This is a genomic window from Pedobacter sp. GSP4, assembly GCF_051857575.1.
Taxonomy (GTDB): domain Bacteria; phylum Bacteroidota; class Bacteroidia; order Sphingobacteriales; family Sphingobacteriaceae; genus Pedobacter.
The window spans coordinates 187,133-203,792 of the sequence record NZ_JBPZIR010000001.1; the positions used below are offsets into that span (position 1 = coordinate 187,133).

The window sequence follows — 16,660 nt, forward strand, 5'->3', positions numbered from 1 at the left end:
GCGCCTAAATTGTCATCAGGTTTAACACTTTTTTACAAAAGATTAAGGTTCAATTGTTCGTGCCTATGCCCGTTTCTTAGCAGGCGTGTAAGTAATTTAGTGTTTTTAACGCGTTTTTGCGATAGAACCGCAGAGCTATTGCTCCGCAAAAGCTAAAACCAAACGTCTAAAACAAAAAAGAGCCGCATATAGCGGCCCATTTTAAATATATTGGTGTTTGCCTCTTATTTAAATTCGATTAAGAATTCTTCTTTAGGTGAACGTACTTTTTTAAGGTTAACCAACCAATCGCCAGCTTCATCTCTGTTTCCTAGTGGCAATAAAGTAACGCTTTTTAAGCCTTTTTTATCTAAGCCCAATAATTCATCTAAAGCTGGTCCGTTAAAGCCTTCCATTGGTGTAGCATCTACTTTAAGTAAAGCGGCCTCAGCAATAGCAATACCGAAACCGATATAAGCCTGGCGTGCTGCATGGTTGAAGTTCTCTTCAGCAGTTTTAGCTAAAAGCATACCTTTTAACTGAGCTTTGTAAGCATCGGTAGTATTTTCAGGCAAGCCTCGTTCAGCATTCATTCTGCTAAAAACAGCATCAATACCTTCTTCTGTATAGTTTTCGTTTGCTGCAAAAATTAACAGGTGCGACGAATCAATAACCTGCGACTGATTGAAAGCAATTGGCGCAATTTTCTCTTTTAACTCCTGGTTGGTTACTACAATAACTTTAAAAGGCTGTAAGCCAGATGATGTTGGTGCCAAATGTGCAGCAGCAATAATTTTATCAACCTTTTCTTGTTCAACCGGTTGACCATTCATTTTTTTAACGGCATAACGCCAGTTTAGGGCATCTATTAAACTCATATGCTTTGAATATTTTTTTAAATTTTATGAAGCAAATATGGGCATAAGCCATAAACCTATTGTTGATGTATGGTAAGAAAAAAAATAACGAGTGATTCAGTCGTGATTAGGTAGCGTTGCGCTCCAAATTAATAAAAGCAAAGCCTCACTGACCTGATAAAATATATTTACTGTTAATGAAATTAGGGAAATGAACGGCTTGTGGTTCTTGGATGCTTCAGTCCTGCTTTCCGCTTTATTCCGTTGCACTTCATGTCCGCTTCAATCAGGTTTACGAACAGCGGTTAGTGCATCCTGCAACCCCGAAAATGGAAAACTGTTTTGGCCTTTAGCCCCGGTTGAAGCGTTACCCTGCAGCGACGAGGTACGAGGAAGCGAAGCTTAAAAGCAAAAAACGGGAAGAAACGTATGGTTTTGCACAGGCGTTGCGCTCCAAATTAATAAAAGCAAGGCTGCTCTTTGATTTTTAAACTATCGGTTGGTGTCTCAACGATCAAGATAGAACTAATCTACAAACCTCAAATCGCTGCGAACAGGGAAATGATCGGATAATTTAGCCTGTGTAATTTTGTAGTTCAGCACTTCGAGCGCTTTGGAGGTGGCAATATAATCGATCTGGAAATTTGGGAATTTGCCATTATAGGTTTTGCCAAAACCGTTGCCTTTTTTGATAAAACTGTTATTCAATCCGGCGGTAATTTGGGTAACCACGTACGAAGCTGGTGTATCGTTAAAATCGCCTGCAATTAAATAAGGTGTTTTACAGGTGGCCATTTCCTTTTTCATAATATCTACCTGACCGCTACGTTTTAAGAAAGCACTTTTAAGCATCCTTAAAATGCGTTTAGAAGGCTGCAGCTCTGTATTCATCTCCTTCACCTTATCGAGGTACTCATAATCCTGCTTTTCGAAAGAAATGGATTGAAAATGTACATTGTAAATCCTCAAGGCTTTCCCTTTAATGTTTAAATCGGTATAAATACTCATGTTGCCCGGAAAGCCTTCTACAAACGGTATTTTGCCAGAACTTTTGATCGGGAATTTGGAGAATATGGCTAGGCCAGTAGCTTCGTAATCATTTTTATTGGTTGGAACGAAGTAGTAATATTTGGTATTTAATAGTGCTTTTAGGCTATCTACGGTATCAAAAGCGCCTTTATAGCGGGTAAAAAATTCCTGAAAGCAAATAATATCCGGGTTTTGGTCTTTCACCACCTGAAGCATTTTTTCTTTTACCGATTCTGTATTGTCTTCTCCATATAATTTAAAACTATGCACATTATAGGTCATCATGCGGATGCTGTTGTCTGCTTTTTCGGTAGCGCCCTCATCACCACCAATGGCGAAGGTTGCTTTTAAGGTTTTGGCACCAAGGGCAATAACTAGTATGGTAGCGATGGCAAAGATCCATTTTTTGCTCAAAAACCACCAAACCAGAAAAATTATATTGATAAAAAGTACAAATGGGTAGGCCAAACCAAAGAAAGCAATAATGGCATGTTTCCGTGGGTCCATATTTCCTGCAAGCACCCCTAAAAGCAAAGCTATTGCCAGTAAAACGGCAATGGGCAGTAGGAGTTTATCCAAGAAATTATACTTTTTCTTTTTGGCCATTAATCTTTACTTGCTTTAAAAAGTTTTTCTTTTTCTGCTGCCGTTAGCTTATCGTAACCTGAGGTAGATATTTTATCCAAAATGGCATCAATTTCCTGTTGCGAAACACCGCCTTTAAATTCGGGTTTTTTAACCGGTTTAACATTTCTTACAACTTTTAATTTGGGCTTACGCTCAAACAGTTTGCTCCAGTCTCTGCCACTTTGCAGGCTTTTGATGTATAAAAAGCCTAAAAGTGCCCCGCCAATATGGGCTAAGCTTCCTCCGGCATTTACTGAGCCAATGGCAATAAAATCGAGGATGAAGTAGACTATCGCAATCCACTTGATTTTAACTTCTCCGAAAAAAAGCAACATTAGGGAATAGTTGGGTACCAGTGTGGCCGATGCAAAAATGATGGCCATTACCGCGGCTGATGCACCAACAATACTAACATCTGTTAATCCGCCCGAGTAAACCGGGAAAATATTCAATATGGCAACGGCAAATAAACCGCCAACCAAACCTCCAGTGATGTATACAAAATGGAACTGCCTGCTTTTTAAGAAATTCATGAATATACTTCCGAACCAATATAGTCCGAGCATATTAAAAAGGATGTGGAGAATGCCGTCATGAATAAACATGTAGGTAAAAACCGTGTAAAACCGTTCAGGTAATTTAGAAATGCTTGCTGGCAAACCTACATATTCCCTAATCAACAGACTCAAATCGATCGGGATGCGGCCTAAGAATATAACCACCCCGATAATTGCCATTATTAAAAACAGCATTACATTTATGCCAATGTAAAAAAACAATGGATTGCCAGATTGGAAAACCTTGTATTTTAAATCTTTGAAAGTATTATTCATAGAGCGTATAAAATGTATCGTTCTTATCTTTCCATATTTTAACGAGTATAAACCCGATTAATGCACCACCAAGGTGGGCATAATGTGCAACCGAATCGCCTTCGAACTGCGCAACCCCTAAAGATAGCTCTACTAAAATATAAAATGGTATAATGTATTTAGCTTTTACAGGTACTGGTATAAACATAATTAACAGTTCTGCATTGGGATAAAGCATACCAAATGCAACCAATAGACCAAAAATAGCGCCAGATGCGCCTACCATTCCGCCAAAGTAAATGCTGCGAAGTGTTAAGGCCTGTGCCATGGAGAGCTGTTTCGTGTTAAACTCGCCCTGCAGTAAAGCCGCCAGATCTATTTTACCGTTATTGGTTACGCTGCCAATAATTTGATGTACCTCGTAAGCTTGTACTGCCCATTGTAAGGCCAGTGCACCCAAACCGGTAATGAAATAAAAGATGATAAATTTCTTTCCGCCCCATCTTGATTCTAACAAACTACCGAAAGAGTAGAGGGCAAACATGTTAAAAAAGATGTGTGCAATGCCACCGTGCATAAACATATAGGTAATGGGCTGCCAAAATCTATATTTAGGTGAATCAAAATAAAAAACACCAAAAAGATCGTCTAAATGCAGATTGGTGAGTAAAAAGGTTGCTGCAAAAAATAAAATATTAATAATCAGTAGGTTTTTTACTACCGGTGGGATATATATGTTGTTCATTTAATTTTTTAAAATTGGTTAACTGTTTTTAAAGGTTTAACTGGTTAATCGGTTAATTGTTTAAAGCGGTTAACTGTTATTTTATCATATTTAACATCAAAATTTCGGATTTAGTCTTCAACATAGATTTCTCTACTACGGTCGAAATGACGATTTCCGTTTTAAGCTTTGGTCTGAACATTTTCGACTTTCTGACCTCTAACTTTATGCTATCTTGCTTTCAGCTCCTAGTCTTCTGACCTCTGACTTTCCGACCCCAGACTTATTTTTCAAACTTCTTATCCAGCTCTGCTAATGTGATGGTTTGGATAATTGGTTTGCCGCTCACGCTAAAGTTAGGGGTTTTGCAGGCAAAAAGCTCATCAATCAGGGTATTCATTTCTTCTTGTGCAAGGGTTGTACCAGCTTTAATGGCGCTGTTTTTAGCCAAACTTCTGGCCAAGCTATCGCGTTTGCTTAATTTTAATTCCTGCTGAGAATTTTTAAAGCCCTCAATCAACTGTTCAAATAACTGCGTTTCGTTAATGTTGCTACTGCCCAGATCAACCGGAACGCCTTCTACAACCAACGTATTTTTACCGAATTCGCGTACATCAAAGCCTAAACTTTTTATATCATCCAGTAAACTTTTAGCCAGTTCAAAATCATTGGCGTTAAGGGTAATGGTTTGCGGGAACAGGCTCTGTTGCGATGCGCCTTTGCGGTCATCAAGATGTACGAGAAAACGTTCATAAAGGATCCGCTCGTGAGCCATTTGCTGATCGATAACCATTAAGCCCGATTTGATCTGTGAAACAATGTAACGGTTGTGCAATTGCATATACTGCTTTTGCTTGGTTTCTAAAACGCTTTCATCGGCATAAATAGAAGTCTGTTCTACAACAGGCTGTTCCGTTATATCGTAAAGTGAACCCCAGTTTTTTGCACTTGGTTTGGCATCATAGTTCCTCGGCGATGAAGCATAACCCGAAACAGAACTGCTATCGCTGGCAAATGGATTAAAATCAGGATTGAAATTAATGCTGGGCGGAACGATATCCTCAACCGCTTTATGCGTAATCATATTACTGAAACCCGTTTCCTGATCAAAATCTAATGTTGGCGCAATGTTATAACGGCCAATAGAACGCTTAACCGCCGATTTTAAAATGGCATAGATGGATTTTTCGTCCAGATATTTAATCTCTGTTTTGGTAGGATGAACGTTTACATCAATTTTTGAAGGATCGATTTCGATAAACAGGACGTATAAAGGATAACTGTCTTCGGGCAATAAATCTTCAAAAGCAGAGCTTACCGCGTGGTTTAAGTACGGATCTTTAATAAAACGGTTGTTTACAAAAAAGAACTGCTCGCCCCTGGTTTTTTTTGCGAAGGCAGGTTTGCCGATATATCCTTTTAGGTTGATAATAGTCGTTTCTTCTTCAACCGGAACCAGGCGTTCGTTATAGTTGTTGCCAAAAAGGTGAACAATGCGCTGCTTCAAATTGCCTTTTGGCAGGTTGAATATTTCAGTACCATCGTGGTGCAAACTGAAAAATACACCTGGGTGTGCCAAAGCTACACGCTGAAATTCATCCAGGATGTGGCGCATTTCTACCGGATTACTTTTAAGGAAATTTCTTCGGGCAGGTGTATTGTAGAACAGGTTTTTTATCGAAATCTGCGTGCCTGGCGATGTGGCTACGGGTTCTTGATTGGTAACCTGTGCACCTTCTATCGAGATGCAGGTGCCGATTTCATCTTCATGCCTGCGGGTTTTCATTTCTACCTGCGCAATTGCCGCAATAGAGGCCATGGCTTCGCCACGGAAACCCATGGTGCGGATGGCAAATAAATCTTCGGCCTTTTTCACTTTCGAAGTAGCGTGGCGCTCAAAACACATCCGGGCATCGGTAACGCTCATTCCACAACCATTATCAATAATCTGAATTAATGCTTTGCCCGCATCTTTTACTACCAGTTGGATTTTATCTGCACCGGCATCTATCGAATTTTCGAGCAATTCTTTTACCGCAGAGGCAGGTCGTTGAACAACTTCCCCGGCAGCAATTTGATTGGCAACAGCATCAGGCAATAAGTGGATAATATCAGTCATGTATTAAGGCAAAGTGAATTCGCTAAATTATGCAAAATAAGCTAAATGAACCCGATTTGTTTAAAACTCAACATGTAAATGACTGTAGTTAAAAAGAATTGATTGTTTGAGCCCAGGTTTGTTTTGCACCGTACGCAACTGAGAATCCTATAGTGGTCTGTGTGGACACAGACCACGGGTTGATGGTTGTGCTGCTATTGACCTTAGATCCGTGATAATCTGTGTTTCTGTGGCAAAAAAAATCTAGTTTAATCTTAGCGAAATGTTAAGACGGTGAATAGAAATGGCAAAGTGGTCTGTGCGGACGCAGACCACGGGTTGATGGTTGTGCTGTTATTGATCTTAGATCCGTGATAATCTGTGTTTCTGTGGCAAAAAAAATCTAGTTTAATCTTAGCGAAACGTTAAGACGGTGAATGGAAATGCCATAGTTGTCTGTGCGGACACAGACCACGGGTTGAGCGAAAGCCAAGACGAGGAATAGAAATGCCAAAGTGGTCTATGCGGAGACAGACCACGGAGGAGAAAGCTTAACAATCTTTGACTCCGTGTCAAAAAACTCAAACAAATCATCTCTGTAAAGCTGAATTTACAAAACCAAATGGTTTCAATTTTCTATCTTTATCAACATGAAATCCATTCTCTACAGCCTTTTTGTGGCTTTATTATTTTCTTCATGCACCAAAAAAGAAGAAGTTGATATTCTGGTTTATCATGCTAAAGTTTATACCGTAAATGCTGGCTTCGATACCGTTGAAGCCTTTGCCGTAAACAATGGTAAAATTTTGGCCTTAGGTACAAGCAATGATATTAAAGGGAAATATAAGGGAAAAGAAGAGATTGATGCAGCAGGAAAAGCCGTTTATCCGGGCTTTATAGATGCACACGCACATTTTTATGGTTATGGACAAAGTTTGCAAACAGCCGATTTAAGGGAAACAAAATCCTGGGCTGAAGTACTTACCCGTTTAACCGATTTTGCCAAAACACATCCCGATGGCTGGCTGATCGGTAATGGCTGGGATCAGAACGATTGGGCAGATAAAGCTTTTCCGACAAATGAAAAACTTACTGCAATTTTTCCTGGGCGGCCGGTGTTTTTAAACCGTATTGACGGTCATGCGGCCATTGCCAATCAAAAGGCTTTGGATGATGCCGGAATTAAAGCTGCGCAAAAACTGGTAGGTGGCGATATGCTAACTGAAAAGGGAAAACTAACCGGGGTTTTAATCGATAATGCGGTGGCCCTGGTAGAAAGTAAAATCCCATCGCCCGATGCTAAATTGGCTGAGAAAATTTTTACCGATGCCCAGAGAAACTGTTTTGCAGCTGGATTAACCACCATTGATGATTGCGGTCTGAGTTATTTGGCGGTAGAATTTATCGAAAAGCTACAAAAAGAGCGTAAACTTAAAATGAGGCTTTATGTAATGCTCTCAGATGATCCGGATAATTACAAATACCTTTTTAGCCGCGGACCGATTAAAACCGACCGCTTAAATGTGAGGGCGTTTAAGGTATATGCCGATGGTGCTTTAGGCTCGCGTGGTGCCTGCCTGCTGCATCCATATAGCGATATGCCCAATAAAACCGGGTTTCTGTTGAGCGATCAGAAACATTTTGAAGAAGTGGCCAAAAAGATAGCAGAAAACAATTTCCAGATGTGTACCCATGCCATAGGCGACTCGGCCAACAGGGTAATACTGAATATTTATAACAAAATTTTAAAAGGTAAAAACGACAAACGTTGGCGCATTGAGCATGCCCAGGTGGTAAATGCCAACGATTTTAATTTATTTGGCAAAGCCAGTATCGTACCTTCGGTTCAGCCTACGCATGCTACTTCCGATATGTACTGGGCAGGGCAGCGTTTAGGCACTGAGCGGTTAAAAGGTGCCTATGCCTACAAACAATTGTTAAAGCAGAACGGTTGGATTCCTTTGGGTACCGATTTTCCGGTGGAAAACATTAATCCATTATTAACGTTTTATGCAGCAACAGTGAGAGAAGATGCAAAAGGTTTCCCGAAAGGCGGTTTCCAGATGGAGAATGCGCTATCGCCAGAAGAAGCACTGCGCGGAATGACCATTTGGGCGGCAAAGGCCAATTTTGAAGAGCAGGAAAAAGGAAGCTTGGAAAAAGGCAAGTTGGCCGATTTTGTAATCTTAGACCACGATATTTTAAAATCAACCCCACAAAACATATTAAAAACCAAAGTTTTAAAAACCTACCTGAACGGAGAAAAAGTATATGAAGCGAAATAGATTGTATATCCTGGCTGCGGCAAGTTTCTTTAATGTTTTATGCCTAATGGCCTGTGCGCAGGAGCATACAGCGAACGAGAAAAAATTATCTGTTGCCAATGCCATTGTGGGTACAACCGTATTATTGAATAACCAGGACGACGTTGTGCCCCTAAAATCGCTTGAGAAAAAGAATATTGCATCGGTAAGTTTAAGCTTTGCCTATAGTACCGTATTCGATAGCTTGGCCAACAAATACGATAAGGTTACGCCTTTTTCTGCCGATTCGTACAAAGACAGTGTAAACCTGAACGATTTAGAAGACGACCTGAAATACTTTAATACGGTTTTGATTGCCATTGATGATCAAAATGTAAACAAAGCGAAATACATTAATTTCATCAACAGTATCAGCAAAAATAAGCAGGTTATTATTTCCTTTTTCGGTAATGGACCGGGCTTAAAATCTTTCGATCTGTTAAAATCGCCAATTATTTGGACAGCCCAGAACAATGCAGATGCCGCTGCAATTGTACCACAATATATTTTTGGGGGTATTGCCGCTTCAAATAAGCTAACCACGGCATATTCTGCCCGTTACACCATGGGCTCGGGCTTTACCACAACGGTTACGCGCTTAAAATATACCGTACCCGAAGATGCTGGGATAAATGCCAATAATTTAAAAGAAATTGATGCCATTGCTTCGGAAGCCATCAGCCAGAAAGCAACGCCTGGTTTAGTGGTTTTGGTGGCTAAAGATGGTAAAGTAATTTTCAACAAGGCTTATGGAACGCATACCTACGATACCAATGTGCCTGATAAAGTATCCGATATTTTTGACCTGGCCTCGGTAACCAAGGTAACTGCAACCACGCCTGCGGTAATGCGGCTGTTTGAAGAAGGGAAGTTAAAGCTGGATACCAACATTGGCGCTTATATCCCCAAGGCCCGCACTACGCCGATGAACAACATTCAGGTGCGCGAAGTGATGTTGCACCAGGCAGGTTTTATTCCTTACATCCCTTTCCATGATTATGTAAAAACAGGCGATTACAGCCGAGATTCTTCTGCCGCTTATCCTACCAAAGTGGCCGATAACTACTACATCAAAAAGGGATTTTTTAAGGATTTTATGTGGCCTAAAATGCTCAATTCGCCAATTAAAACACGAGGTAAATATGTATACAGCGATATCAGCATGTATGTGATGAAAGATATTGTAGAGCACATCAGCCAAGAACCCTTAAATCAATACACCTACGAGAATTTTTACAAACCATTGGGCATGCAAACGGCAGGTTTTTTGCCCCGAAACCGGTTTAAGCCAGAGCAGATTGTTCCTACGGAAGATGATAAGTATTTCCGTAAAACCTTATTGGTAGGTTATGTGCACGATCAGGGTGCGGCTTTGGCAGGTGGGGTTTCAGGTCATGCAGGGTTATTTGCCAGCGCTAACGATCTGGCTATCATTTATCAGATGTTATTAAACCGTGGTACATATGGAGGTGTTGAGTATTTCAAAAATTCAACTGTTGATATGTTTACATCTAAACAATCGAATGTGAGCCGCAGGGGCTTGGGCTTCGATCGTTGGGATCCAGATACCACCAAACATTATCCTTCTGATCTGGCTTCGCCACAAACCTACGGGCATACAGGTTATACGGGTACTTGTGTTTGGGTAGATCCATCGCGGGGCTTGGTTTACGTATTTTTATCAAACCGTGTAAACCCAACAGTAACCGATAAATTATCGAACCTTAAAATCAGGGGCAGGATAGAAGATGTGGTGAACAAAGCTATTGATGCAGCTAAGAAATAAACTGAAACACAATTAACCATGAAAAGTATCCAAAGGCTCGCTTTTTTGTTGCTCCTTGTTGGGGTAGTGGCTACAGTGATGGTGAAACCATTAACAATAAATTAAGGGCATTAAGGTTTTCTGCGGAAATCGTTTTGGATGTGCAGGAAACCATCTTTCATTTTACATTTCCCACGTTACATTTGCAAGCTGTTGACCATTAAGAAGTTAAGGTGTTAAGGTTTTCTGCGGAAATCGTTTTGGATGTGCAGGAACCATATTTCATTTACATCTCCTACGTTACGTTTACAAGCTGTTGACCATTAAGGAATTAAGGGTATTAAGGTTTTCTTCGGGCATCTTTTAAATCTGCGGGAAATCATATTCAATTTTACATTTTTCTGTAATTAACTTAATGAAAATGCGCTAAAAAGTCGAGAATCTAAAAAACAAAAGCACCGGTTTTAGCCGATGCTTAAATTTTGGAAATAGATTGCCACGTCTCTACGAAGGATCGAGCCTCGCAATGACGTAGTTTTTACTTCTTCAATCCAATTTCTCTCAGGCGTTCATCTAAATACTCACCAGCCGTCATATCGCTATATACTTTAGGGTGCTCGGCATCAATGGTTGATGGCAAACTGGTCAGGTCCATATCGCTGCGCGGATGTAAAAAGAACGGTACCGAAAAGCGCGAAGTTTTCATCAGCTCGCGGGGCGGATTTACCACCCTGTGTGTGGTCGATTTTAATTTATTGTTGGTTAAGCGCTGTAGCATATCGCCAACATTTACCACGATATCGGTATGGTGTGCCTTAATTGGCAACCACTCATTGCTGCGGGTGAGTACTTCAAGCCCATCTGCACTGGCGCCAATTAATAAGGTAATCAGGTTAATGTCTTCATGCGCACCGGCACGTACGGCATCATCAGGTATAATTTCTGGATTTTCTATCGGGAAGTAGTGGATGCCCCTCAAAATAGAGTTCCCATTGTGAACATGTTTGTCGAAATAATTGATCGGCAATTCTAAATAAGTAGCAATGGCACGCAACAGGTGTGTTCCGTTTTCTTCCAGCTTTTTATAAATTTCGCCAGTTACAGCATTAAATTCCGGAAGTTCTTCTAAAACTTCATTATCAGGGTATTCATTTTTAACCGGATCGCCATCGGTAACTTCCTGTCCAATTTGCCAAAATTCTTTTAAATCAGGGGTTTTAGCGCCTTTTGCGGTTTCTTTACCTGCACTGGTGTAACCACGCTGACCTGCCAGTTCTGGTTTCTCGTATTTCCTTTTTGTTTCAACCGGCAAAGAAAAAGCAGCTTTAATGTTTTCGTAAAGCTTATCTATTAATTGCTGACTTAAGCCATGATTGGTAATGGTAACAAAACCAGAGTCGTTAAAGGCTTTACCCAATTCATCCGAAAATTTTTTACGTTCTTCTGCTGAACCATTGATGTAAGAACCTAAATCTAAACAAGGGATATACGGTGTTGACATAATTTTATATTTAATGTTGTACGAATTTAAAAAGAATTGTTAATAACTGCATTTGGGCTGTCAATTATGTGTTTAATAAATTAATATACAGCTTTTTAAGTTATTAACAAAATTGAGGGATGGAGTTTCTTGGCAATTGTCACGCTAAATCCATTATAATTTAAACACAAACTACAACCTGTTTTATTTCGTATAATTAGCTATAAAATATCCTGTAGGTGTAAGGCTTAGGGATTATTTGATACCAATCAGTAAACACAAAAACACAAAATGAAAAAGATAATTTTAATCCTATTATCAGTCTTAGCGCTGAATCAAACTTTCGCACAGGGTAAAAAAACGGAAAAGGCAACTTTTGGTATGGGCTGCTTTTGGTGTACAGAAGCCATATTCCAACGTTTAAAAGGAGTAGTATCGGTTAAATCCGGTTATGAGGGCGGTACTTTAACCAATCCAACTTACGAAGAAGTATGTACAGGTGCTACTGGGCATGCCGAAGTTTTGGAAATTACCTATAACCCGCTTGTAATTTCTTACGATGATTTATTGGAGGTTTTTTGGAAAAGCCACGATCCTACAACCTTAAACCGTCAGGGGGCAGATAGCGGTACACAATATCGCTCGGTGGTTTTTTACCATACACCAGAGCAAAAGGCATTGGCAGAGAAATATAAGGCCGAACTGAATAAAACCAATGCTTACGGCAAGAAAGTGGTAACTGCGATTGAAGCAGCCAAACCATTTTATGTTGCAGAAAATTATCACCAGAATTATTTCAATAAAAATGGAAGCGAACCGTATTGTAGATTGGTTATTCTCCCTAAAATTGAAAAACTGGAAAAAGTATTTAAAGCAAAGCTTAAAAACTAATTTTTAAACCTGAGCGTTTGTTTCATAAATGTGAAATCTGATCAGAATTTATCATCCTTTGTCATCCTGAGCCTGTCGAAGGACTTACCTTACCTGAATGTGCACAAGCGTTTCGACAGGCTCAACGTGACAAATTTAGATGGAGTTTACTCATTAACATGCTGCATTCTACAGTTTGAAATTTCTAAGCTTATATGGTAAAAAGAATCGTATTTAATATAGATACCCCTAAAATTGCTGATGCAGCTGCTTTCTACAAAGATATTTTAGGCTTGGATGTAATGATGGATCACGGTTGGATTGCCACTTACGGTAAAGTTGGCCAAAAAATGGATGTGCAGATCAGTTTCGCTTCCGAAGGCGGATCCGGTACCCCAACCCCTGATTTATCCATAGAAGTTGAAAATGTTGATGATATTTTAGAGAAGGTAAAAGCTGCGGGCTATCTTATTGAATATGGTCCGGTTAATGAAACTTGGGGAGTTCGCCGTTTTTATACGAGAGATCCATTTGGAAAGCTAATTAACATTCTGTCGCACTTAGATTAATTGCCTATAAAAGCCATTTTTACAGGCGAAAACCTCTCCACTAGGCGTGTTAAATTATTTTTGAGCTTGGATTATCATAATTTCTTATCGAATTTTCAAACGTACGGCCATTTGCATGCGAAATTGTAAATATTTGGCGCTAATAATGCCTTGTTTTACTAGATTGTTAATGATGTGTTAAGTCAAGCTGAAATCGTTTTTTCAATTATATCTGAAGATCATCAATTTTGGATTAAAATTTGAGTAGAAGCTGTCAAAAAGAATGAAGTATTTCTAATTTTTTAGCAATTTTTTCAGATTTAAATGGCCTAAAATTCGCAGGTTGTTTAAAATCGTTTTAAATTTGTAACTCCTTTAAGATAAGATGACAAAAAAGAAAAAGACAGTTGGTAAAACTGACGCTGATGTAATTTTAATAGGGGCCGGCATCATGAGTGCAACCCTTGGTGTTTTATTAAAACAATTAGAGCCCAATTTAAGTATAGAAATTTACGAACGTTTAGATATTGCAGCAGCAGAAAGTTCTGATGCATGGAACAATGCCGGAACGGGACACTCTGCTTTTTGCGAATTAAACTACACGCCCGAAAAGAAGGATGGTACTGTTGAGACCAAAAAAGCGATTCAGATTGCTGAACACTTTGAGGTTTCTAAACAATTTTGGTCTTATCTGGTAAGCAAGGGATTGGTTTCCGATCCTTGTAATTTTATCCGCAACATTCCGCACATGAGTTTTGTTTGGGGTAAAAAGAATGTCGAATATCTTAAAAAACGCTACGATGCATTAACAGAATGCGATCTGTTTAGCGATATGCAGTATACCGAAGATACAGAACTGGTAAAAAGCTGGGCACCATTGATTATGGATGGCCGTAAAAAAAGCGAGAAAGTTGCTGCAACAAAAATGGATCTGGGTACCGATGTTAATTTTGGTACGCTTACCCGCGATATGTTTAACAACCTTAAACAGCAGAGCAATGTTAGCCTTTATTTTAACCACGAAATCCGCGATCTGAAAAAGAATAAAGACGGTAACTGGATAATCAAGGTTAAGGATTTAGAAAGTGGCGATAAACGCAAGCGCGTTGCCAAATTTGTATTTATCGGTGCAGGCGGTGGCTCTTTGCCGCTGTTAGAAAAATCTGATATTCCAGAAGGAAAAGGTTTTGGCGGTTTCCCGGTTAGCGGGCAATGGTTAAAATGTACCAATGAAGAAATTATCAAAAAACACCACGCCAAGGTATATGGTAAGGCTGCAGTAGGGGCACCGCCAATGTCGGTTCCGCATTTGGATACCAGGATGATTAATGGTAAACAGGCCTTATTGTTTGGTCCTTATGCTGGTTTTTCTACCAAATTCCTTAAAAATGGTTCGTTTTTGGATTTACCAAAATCGATTAAATTCAACAATATCCGCCCGATGATTTCTGCCGGACTGCACAACCTTGATTTAACGAAATATTTAATTGAGCAGGTTAGGCAATCGCCAGAAGATAGGTTGGAAGCCTTAAAAGAATACTTACCAACTGCCGAATTAAAGGATTGGGAGTTGGAATATGCCGGTCAGCGTGTTCAGGTAATTAAAAAAGACGAGAAAAAGGGTGGTATTTTAGAATTTGGAACAGAGGTGGTGAGTGCTGCCGATGGTTCTATTGCTGCATTATTGGGCGCTTCGCCGGGTGCTTCTACAGCCGTTTCTATAATGCTCGATCTTTTAAGCCGTTGTTTTGCCGAAGATTTGGCTACAGACGAGTGGCAGGCCAAAATCAAAGAAATGATCCCTACGTATGGCAAATCGCTTGCTCAGGATGCTGATCTTTGCAAAGAAACCAGAAGTAAAACTTCAAAAGTATTGAAAATAGAAAATGCTGTTGTAGCTTAACAAAAAGCAGCTATAAATTTTTGAAGGTTCTGATGCAAATCAGGACCTTTTTTGTTTATCCGATCCTCGGTCTGTGTCACCACAGACCGAAACCATAAATCTAAATATACGAAACGTTCCTATGGAACGACACAAATAATAAATTATCTGTGTCTACCCATGAATCGTTCCGATGGAACGATAAATCTGTTTCTGATATCCATACAAATCGAAATGTTATCAATGTCATTGTTCCTCTCATGAAGATGAGTTCTGCGTTCCAGAGGAACGATTTATGGGTAACATTAAGAAGAAGAACGGATTTTTTCGTTCCGTAGGAACGTTTGGTGCTTTCTTTCGCATCTATGCATCAATAAATCTGCTGTAAAAACAGAAGATCACTTTTTACACAAAAAAAAGGTATCCAATTGCTTGAATACCCTTTCGTTTATAAATTCTTTTATTGTTAAACGGCAATCACTTCTGCAACCTCTTCAGCAGAAATATCGCTGTGCGATGCCTCTAATACGCAATCTCCGTCTTTAATTAATAAAATCTGTGGCGATTGGTGTGCTACCTGGAATATTTCGGCAATCTGGTTTGAAATGTCGCGGTAGCTGATCAGGTCTAAAAAGTAAAGTTTGGTATCTGCCGGAATAACATCCCAATCAAATTCGAAATTCTTTTTCGCCATTAAACTGATAGAGCAACGTGTACTGTGCTTAAAAATAAGGCTGTAACCGCTTGCGTTTTTGATTTCATCAAGCTGTTCTATTGAAGTTAAGTTAACCCAATTCATGATTTATTGATATTGTTTTACAGGGTAACAATCGCAGTTGAATAAAGTTCTGCAAATGACCTGAATATGAAGATTGTAGATAAGAAAGCTTAATTTCTTCTGCGTTTTCCTTCTGGATAAGATCCATAAGCAGGACAAAGCTTAGAAGAACAAGATTCTAAAATGGTAATGGTGCAAAACACCGCCAATAGTAAGATGGCTACTTTTTTCATCTGTATAATTTTGTTTTCGAGGATGATCAAGCTATCATGAAAAACATGCTACTTGCATCGGATCTGGTAAATTTTAAACTTCTAAGTTACAAATAATTATTAAAACGCAAGTTTAAATCTGAGCAGAAAAATCAGCCATTTTAATTGCTGTAATAGCTGCTTCATCGCCTTTATTGCCATGTTTACCACCAGCACGGTCTTGCGCCTGCTCTAAATTATCGGTAGTTAAAACACCAAAAATTACGGGTTTACTGTATTTAATGCCAACATTGGTAACACCCTGGGCTACGGCATCGCAAATAAAATCGAAGTGTTTCGTGTCGCCCTGTATTACGCAACCTAAACAGATTACGGCATCAATATCACTTCTTTTGCTCAATAAAATTTCTGCACCGCCCGTTAATTCGAAGCTTCCCGGTACTGGTAAAGAAATAATGTTTTCTTCTGCCACGCCATTTGCCAACAATGTTTTTAATGCACCATTGTACAAAGCACCGGTAATTTCGGCATTCCATTCGGCTACAATAATTCCGAATTTATAGTTAGCTCCACTCGGAACGGTAGTGTGAGAGAAATCAGATAGATTTTTTAATTGTGTTGACATGGGGCAAAGATAATGTTATGCTTTGAATGTTTAAAATGCTTAATGTTTGCTGCTTGTAACATTTAATTCGG

Annotated in this window: 13 protein-coding genes; 5 read left to right on the top strand and 8 right to left on the bottom strand. The window is 39.5% G+C overall.

What is annotated here, in order from left to right; all coding sequences use genetic code 11:
- Window positions 1–224 precede the first annotated feature (224 nt).
- The 5 genes from ACS5PU_RS00680 to mutL all read right to left on the bottom strand — a co-directional run bounded on the left by ACS5PU_RS00680 (window position 225) and on the right by mutL (window position 6,147).
- A complete protein-coding gene (locus tag ACS5PU_RS00680) occupies window positions 225–857 on the bottom strand; it encodes a nitroreductase family protein (protein ID WP_439457357.1) in 633 nt (210 codons plus the stop codon).
- A gap of 504 nt (window positions 858–1,361) precedes the next feature.
- Complete coding sequence (locus ACS5PU_RS00685) at window positions 1,362–2,471, bottom strand: endonuclease/exonuclease/phosphatase family protein (protein WP_439457358.1); 1,110 nt, start codon at window positions 2,469–2,471, stop codon at window positions 1,362–1,364.
- Complete coding sequence (locus tag ACS5PU_RS00690) at window positions 2,471–3,325, bottom strand: rhomboid family intramembrane serine protease (protein WP_439457359.1); 855 nt, start codon at window positions 3,323–3,325, stop codon at window positions 2,471–2,473. The genes ACS5PU_RS00685 and ACS5PU_RS00690 overlap by 1 nt, the downstream gene beginning before the upstream one ends.
- Window positions 3,318–4,049, bottom strand: a complete 732-nt coding sequence (locus tag ACS5PU_RS00695) for a rhomboid family intramembrane serine protease (protein ID WP_439457360.1) — start codon at window positions 4,047–4,049, stop codon at window positions 3,318–3,320. The genes ACS5PU_RS00690 and ACS5PU_RS00695 overlap by 8 nt, the downstream gene beginning before the upstream one ends.
- Window positions 4,050–4,311: 262 nt before the next feature.
- Window positions 4,312–6,147: a DNA mismatch repair endonuclease MutL gene (gene mutL / locus ACS5PU_RS00700; protein WP_439457361.1), complete on the bottom strand. Its 1,836-nt coding sequence runs from the start codon at window positions 6,145–6,147 to the stop codon at window positions 4,312–4,314.
- A 629-nt stretch (window positions 6,148–6,776) separates the two neighbouring features.
- Between mutL and ACS5PU_RS00705 the strand changes: the two genes are divergently transcribed.
- The gene (locus ACS5PU_RS00705; RefSeq protein WP_439457362.1) at window positions 6,777–8,411 is read left to right on the top strand and encodes an amidohydrolase; all 1,635 of its coding nucleotides are present in this window, start codon (window positions 6,777–6,779) and stop codon (window positions 8,409–8,411) included.
- Window positions 8,398–10,215 (top strand): serine hydrolase domain-containing protein, encoded by a 1,818-nt coding sequence (locus tag ACS5PU_RS00710; RefSeq protein ID WP_439457363.1) that lies wholly within the window; start codon window positions 8,398–8,400, stop codon window positions 10,213–10,215. Before ACS5PU_RS00705 ends, ACS5PU_RS00710 begins: the two co-directional genes overlap by 14 nt.
- Window positions 10,216–10,732: 517 nt before the next feature.
- Here the strand turns inward: ACS5PU_RS00710 and ACS5PU_RS00715 are convergent.
- Window positions 10,733–11,695: an isopenicillin N synthase family dioxygenase gene (locus ACS5PU_RS00715; protein WP_439457364.1), complete on the bottom strand. Its 963-nt coding sequence runs from the start codon at window positions 11,693–11,695 to the stop codon at window positions 10,733–10,735.
- A gap of 270 nt (window positions 11,696–11,965) precedes the next feature.
- On the opposite strand from ACS5PU_RS00715, the gene msrA reads away from it, so the two are divergent.
- The 3 genes from msrA to ACS5PU_RS00730 all read left to right on the top strand — a co-directional run bounded on the left by msrA (window position 11,966) and on the right by ACS5PU_RS00730 (window position 14,995).
- A complete protein-coding gene (gene msrA, locus ACS5PU_RS00720; protein ID WP_439457365.1) occupies window positions 11,966–12,565 on the top strand; it encodes a peptide-methionine (S)-S-oxide reductase MsrA in 600 nt (199 codons plus the stop codon).
- 194 nt (window positions 12,566–12,759) lie between these two features.
- Window positions 12,760–13,113, top strand: coding sequence for a VOC family protein (locus tag ACS5PU_RS00725; RefSeq protein ID WP_439457366.1), 354 nt, complete (start codon window positions 12,760–12,762; stop codon window positions 13,111–13,113).
- 364 nt (window positions 13,114–13,477) lie between these two features.
- Window positions 13,478–14,995 (top strand): malate:quinone oxidoreductase, encoded by a 1,518-nt coding sequence (locus ACS5PU_RS00730; protein WP_439457367.1) that lies wholly within the window; start codon window positions 13,478–13,480, stop codon window positions 14,993–14,995.
- A gap of 445 nt (window positions 14,996–15,440) precedes the next feature.
- Here the strand turns inward: ACS5PU_RS00730 and ytxJ are convergent, their stop codons facing one another.
- Together ytxJ and ribH are read right to left on the bottom strand one after the other, a co-directional pair.
- The gene (gene ytxJ, locus ACS5PU_RS00735) at window positions 15,441–15,773 is read right to left on the bottom strand and encodes a bacillithiol system redox-active protein YtxJ (RefSeq protein WP_439457368.1); all 333 of its coding nucleotides are present in this window, start codon (window positions 15,771–15,773) and stop codon (window positions 15,441–15,443) included.
- Between the two features lie 324 nt (window positions 15,774–16,097).
- Complete coding sequence (gene ribH, locus ACS5PU_RS00740) at window positions 16,098–16,589, bottom strand: 6,7-dimethyl-8-ribityllumazine synthase (protein WP_439457369.1); 492 nt, start codon at window positions 16,587–16,589, stop codon at window positions 16,098–16,100.
- Between the last annotated feature and the right edge of the window lie 71 nt (window positions 16,590–16,660).

Coding starts and splice junctions, on each gene's coding strand:
- ACS5PU_RS00705 (WP_439457362.1), top strand. CDS start 6,777: ATGAAATCCATTCTCTACAGCCTTTTTGTGGCTTTATTATTTTCTTCA.
- ACS5PU_RS00730 (WP_439457367.1), top strand. CDS start 13,478: ATGACAAAAAAGAAAAAGACAGTTGGTAAAACTGACGCTGATGTAATT.
- ACS5PU_RS00715 (WP_439457364.1), bottom strand. CDS start 11,695: ATGTCAACACCGTATATCCCTTGTTTAGATTTAGGTTCTTACATCAAT.
- ytxJ (WP_439457368.1), bottom strand. CDS start 15,773: ATGAATTGGGTTAACTTAACTTCAATAGAACAGCTTGATGAAATCAAA.
- msrA (WP_439457365.1), top strand. CDS start 11,966: ATGAAAAAGATAATTTTAATCCTATTATCAGTCTTAGCGCTGAATCAA.
- ribH (WP_439457369.1), bottom strand. CDS start 16,589: ATGTCAACACAATTAAAAAATCTATCTGATTTCTCTCACACTACCGTT.
- ACS5PU_RS00710 (WP_439457363.1), top strand. CDS start 8,398: ATGAAGCGAAATAGATTGTATATCCTGGCTGCGGCAAGTTTCTTTAAT.
- ACS5PU_RS00690 (WP_439457359.1), bottom strand. CDS start 3,325: ATGAATAATACTTTCAAAGATTTAAAATACAAGGTTTTCCAATCTGGC.
- ACS5PU_RS00680 (WP_439457357.1), bottom strand. CDS start 857: ATGAGTTTAATAGATGCCCTAAACTGGCGTTATGCCGTTAAAAAAATG.
- ACS5PU_RS00695 (WP_439457360.1), bottom strand. CDS start 4,049: ATGAACAACATATATATCCCACCGGTAGTAAAAAACCTACTGATTATT.
- ACS5PU_RS00725 (WP_439457366.1), top strand. CDS start 12,760: ATGGTAAAAAGAATCGTATTTAATATAGATACCCCTAAAATTGCTGAT.
- ACS5PU_RS00685 (WP_439457358.1), bottom strand. CDS start 2,471: ATGGCCAAAAAGAAAAAGTATAATTTCTTGGATAAACTCCTACTGCCC.
- mutL (WP_439457361.1), bottom strand. CDS start 6,147: ATGACTGATATTATCCACTTATTGCCTGATGCTGTTGCCAATCAAATT.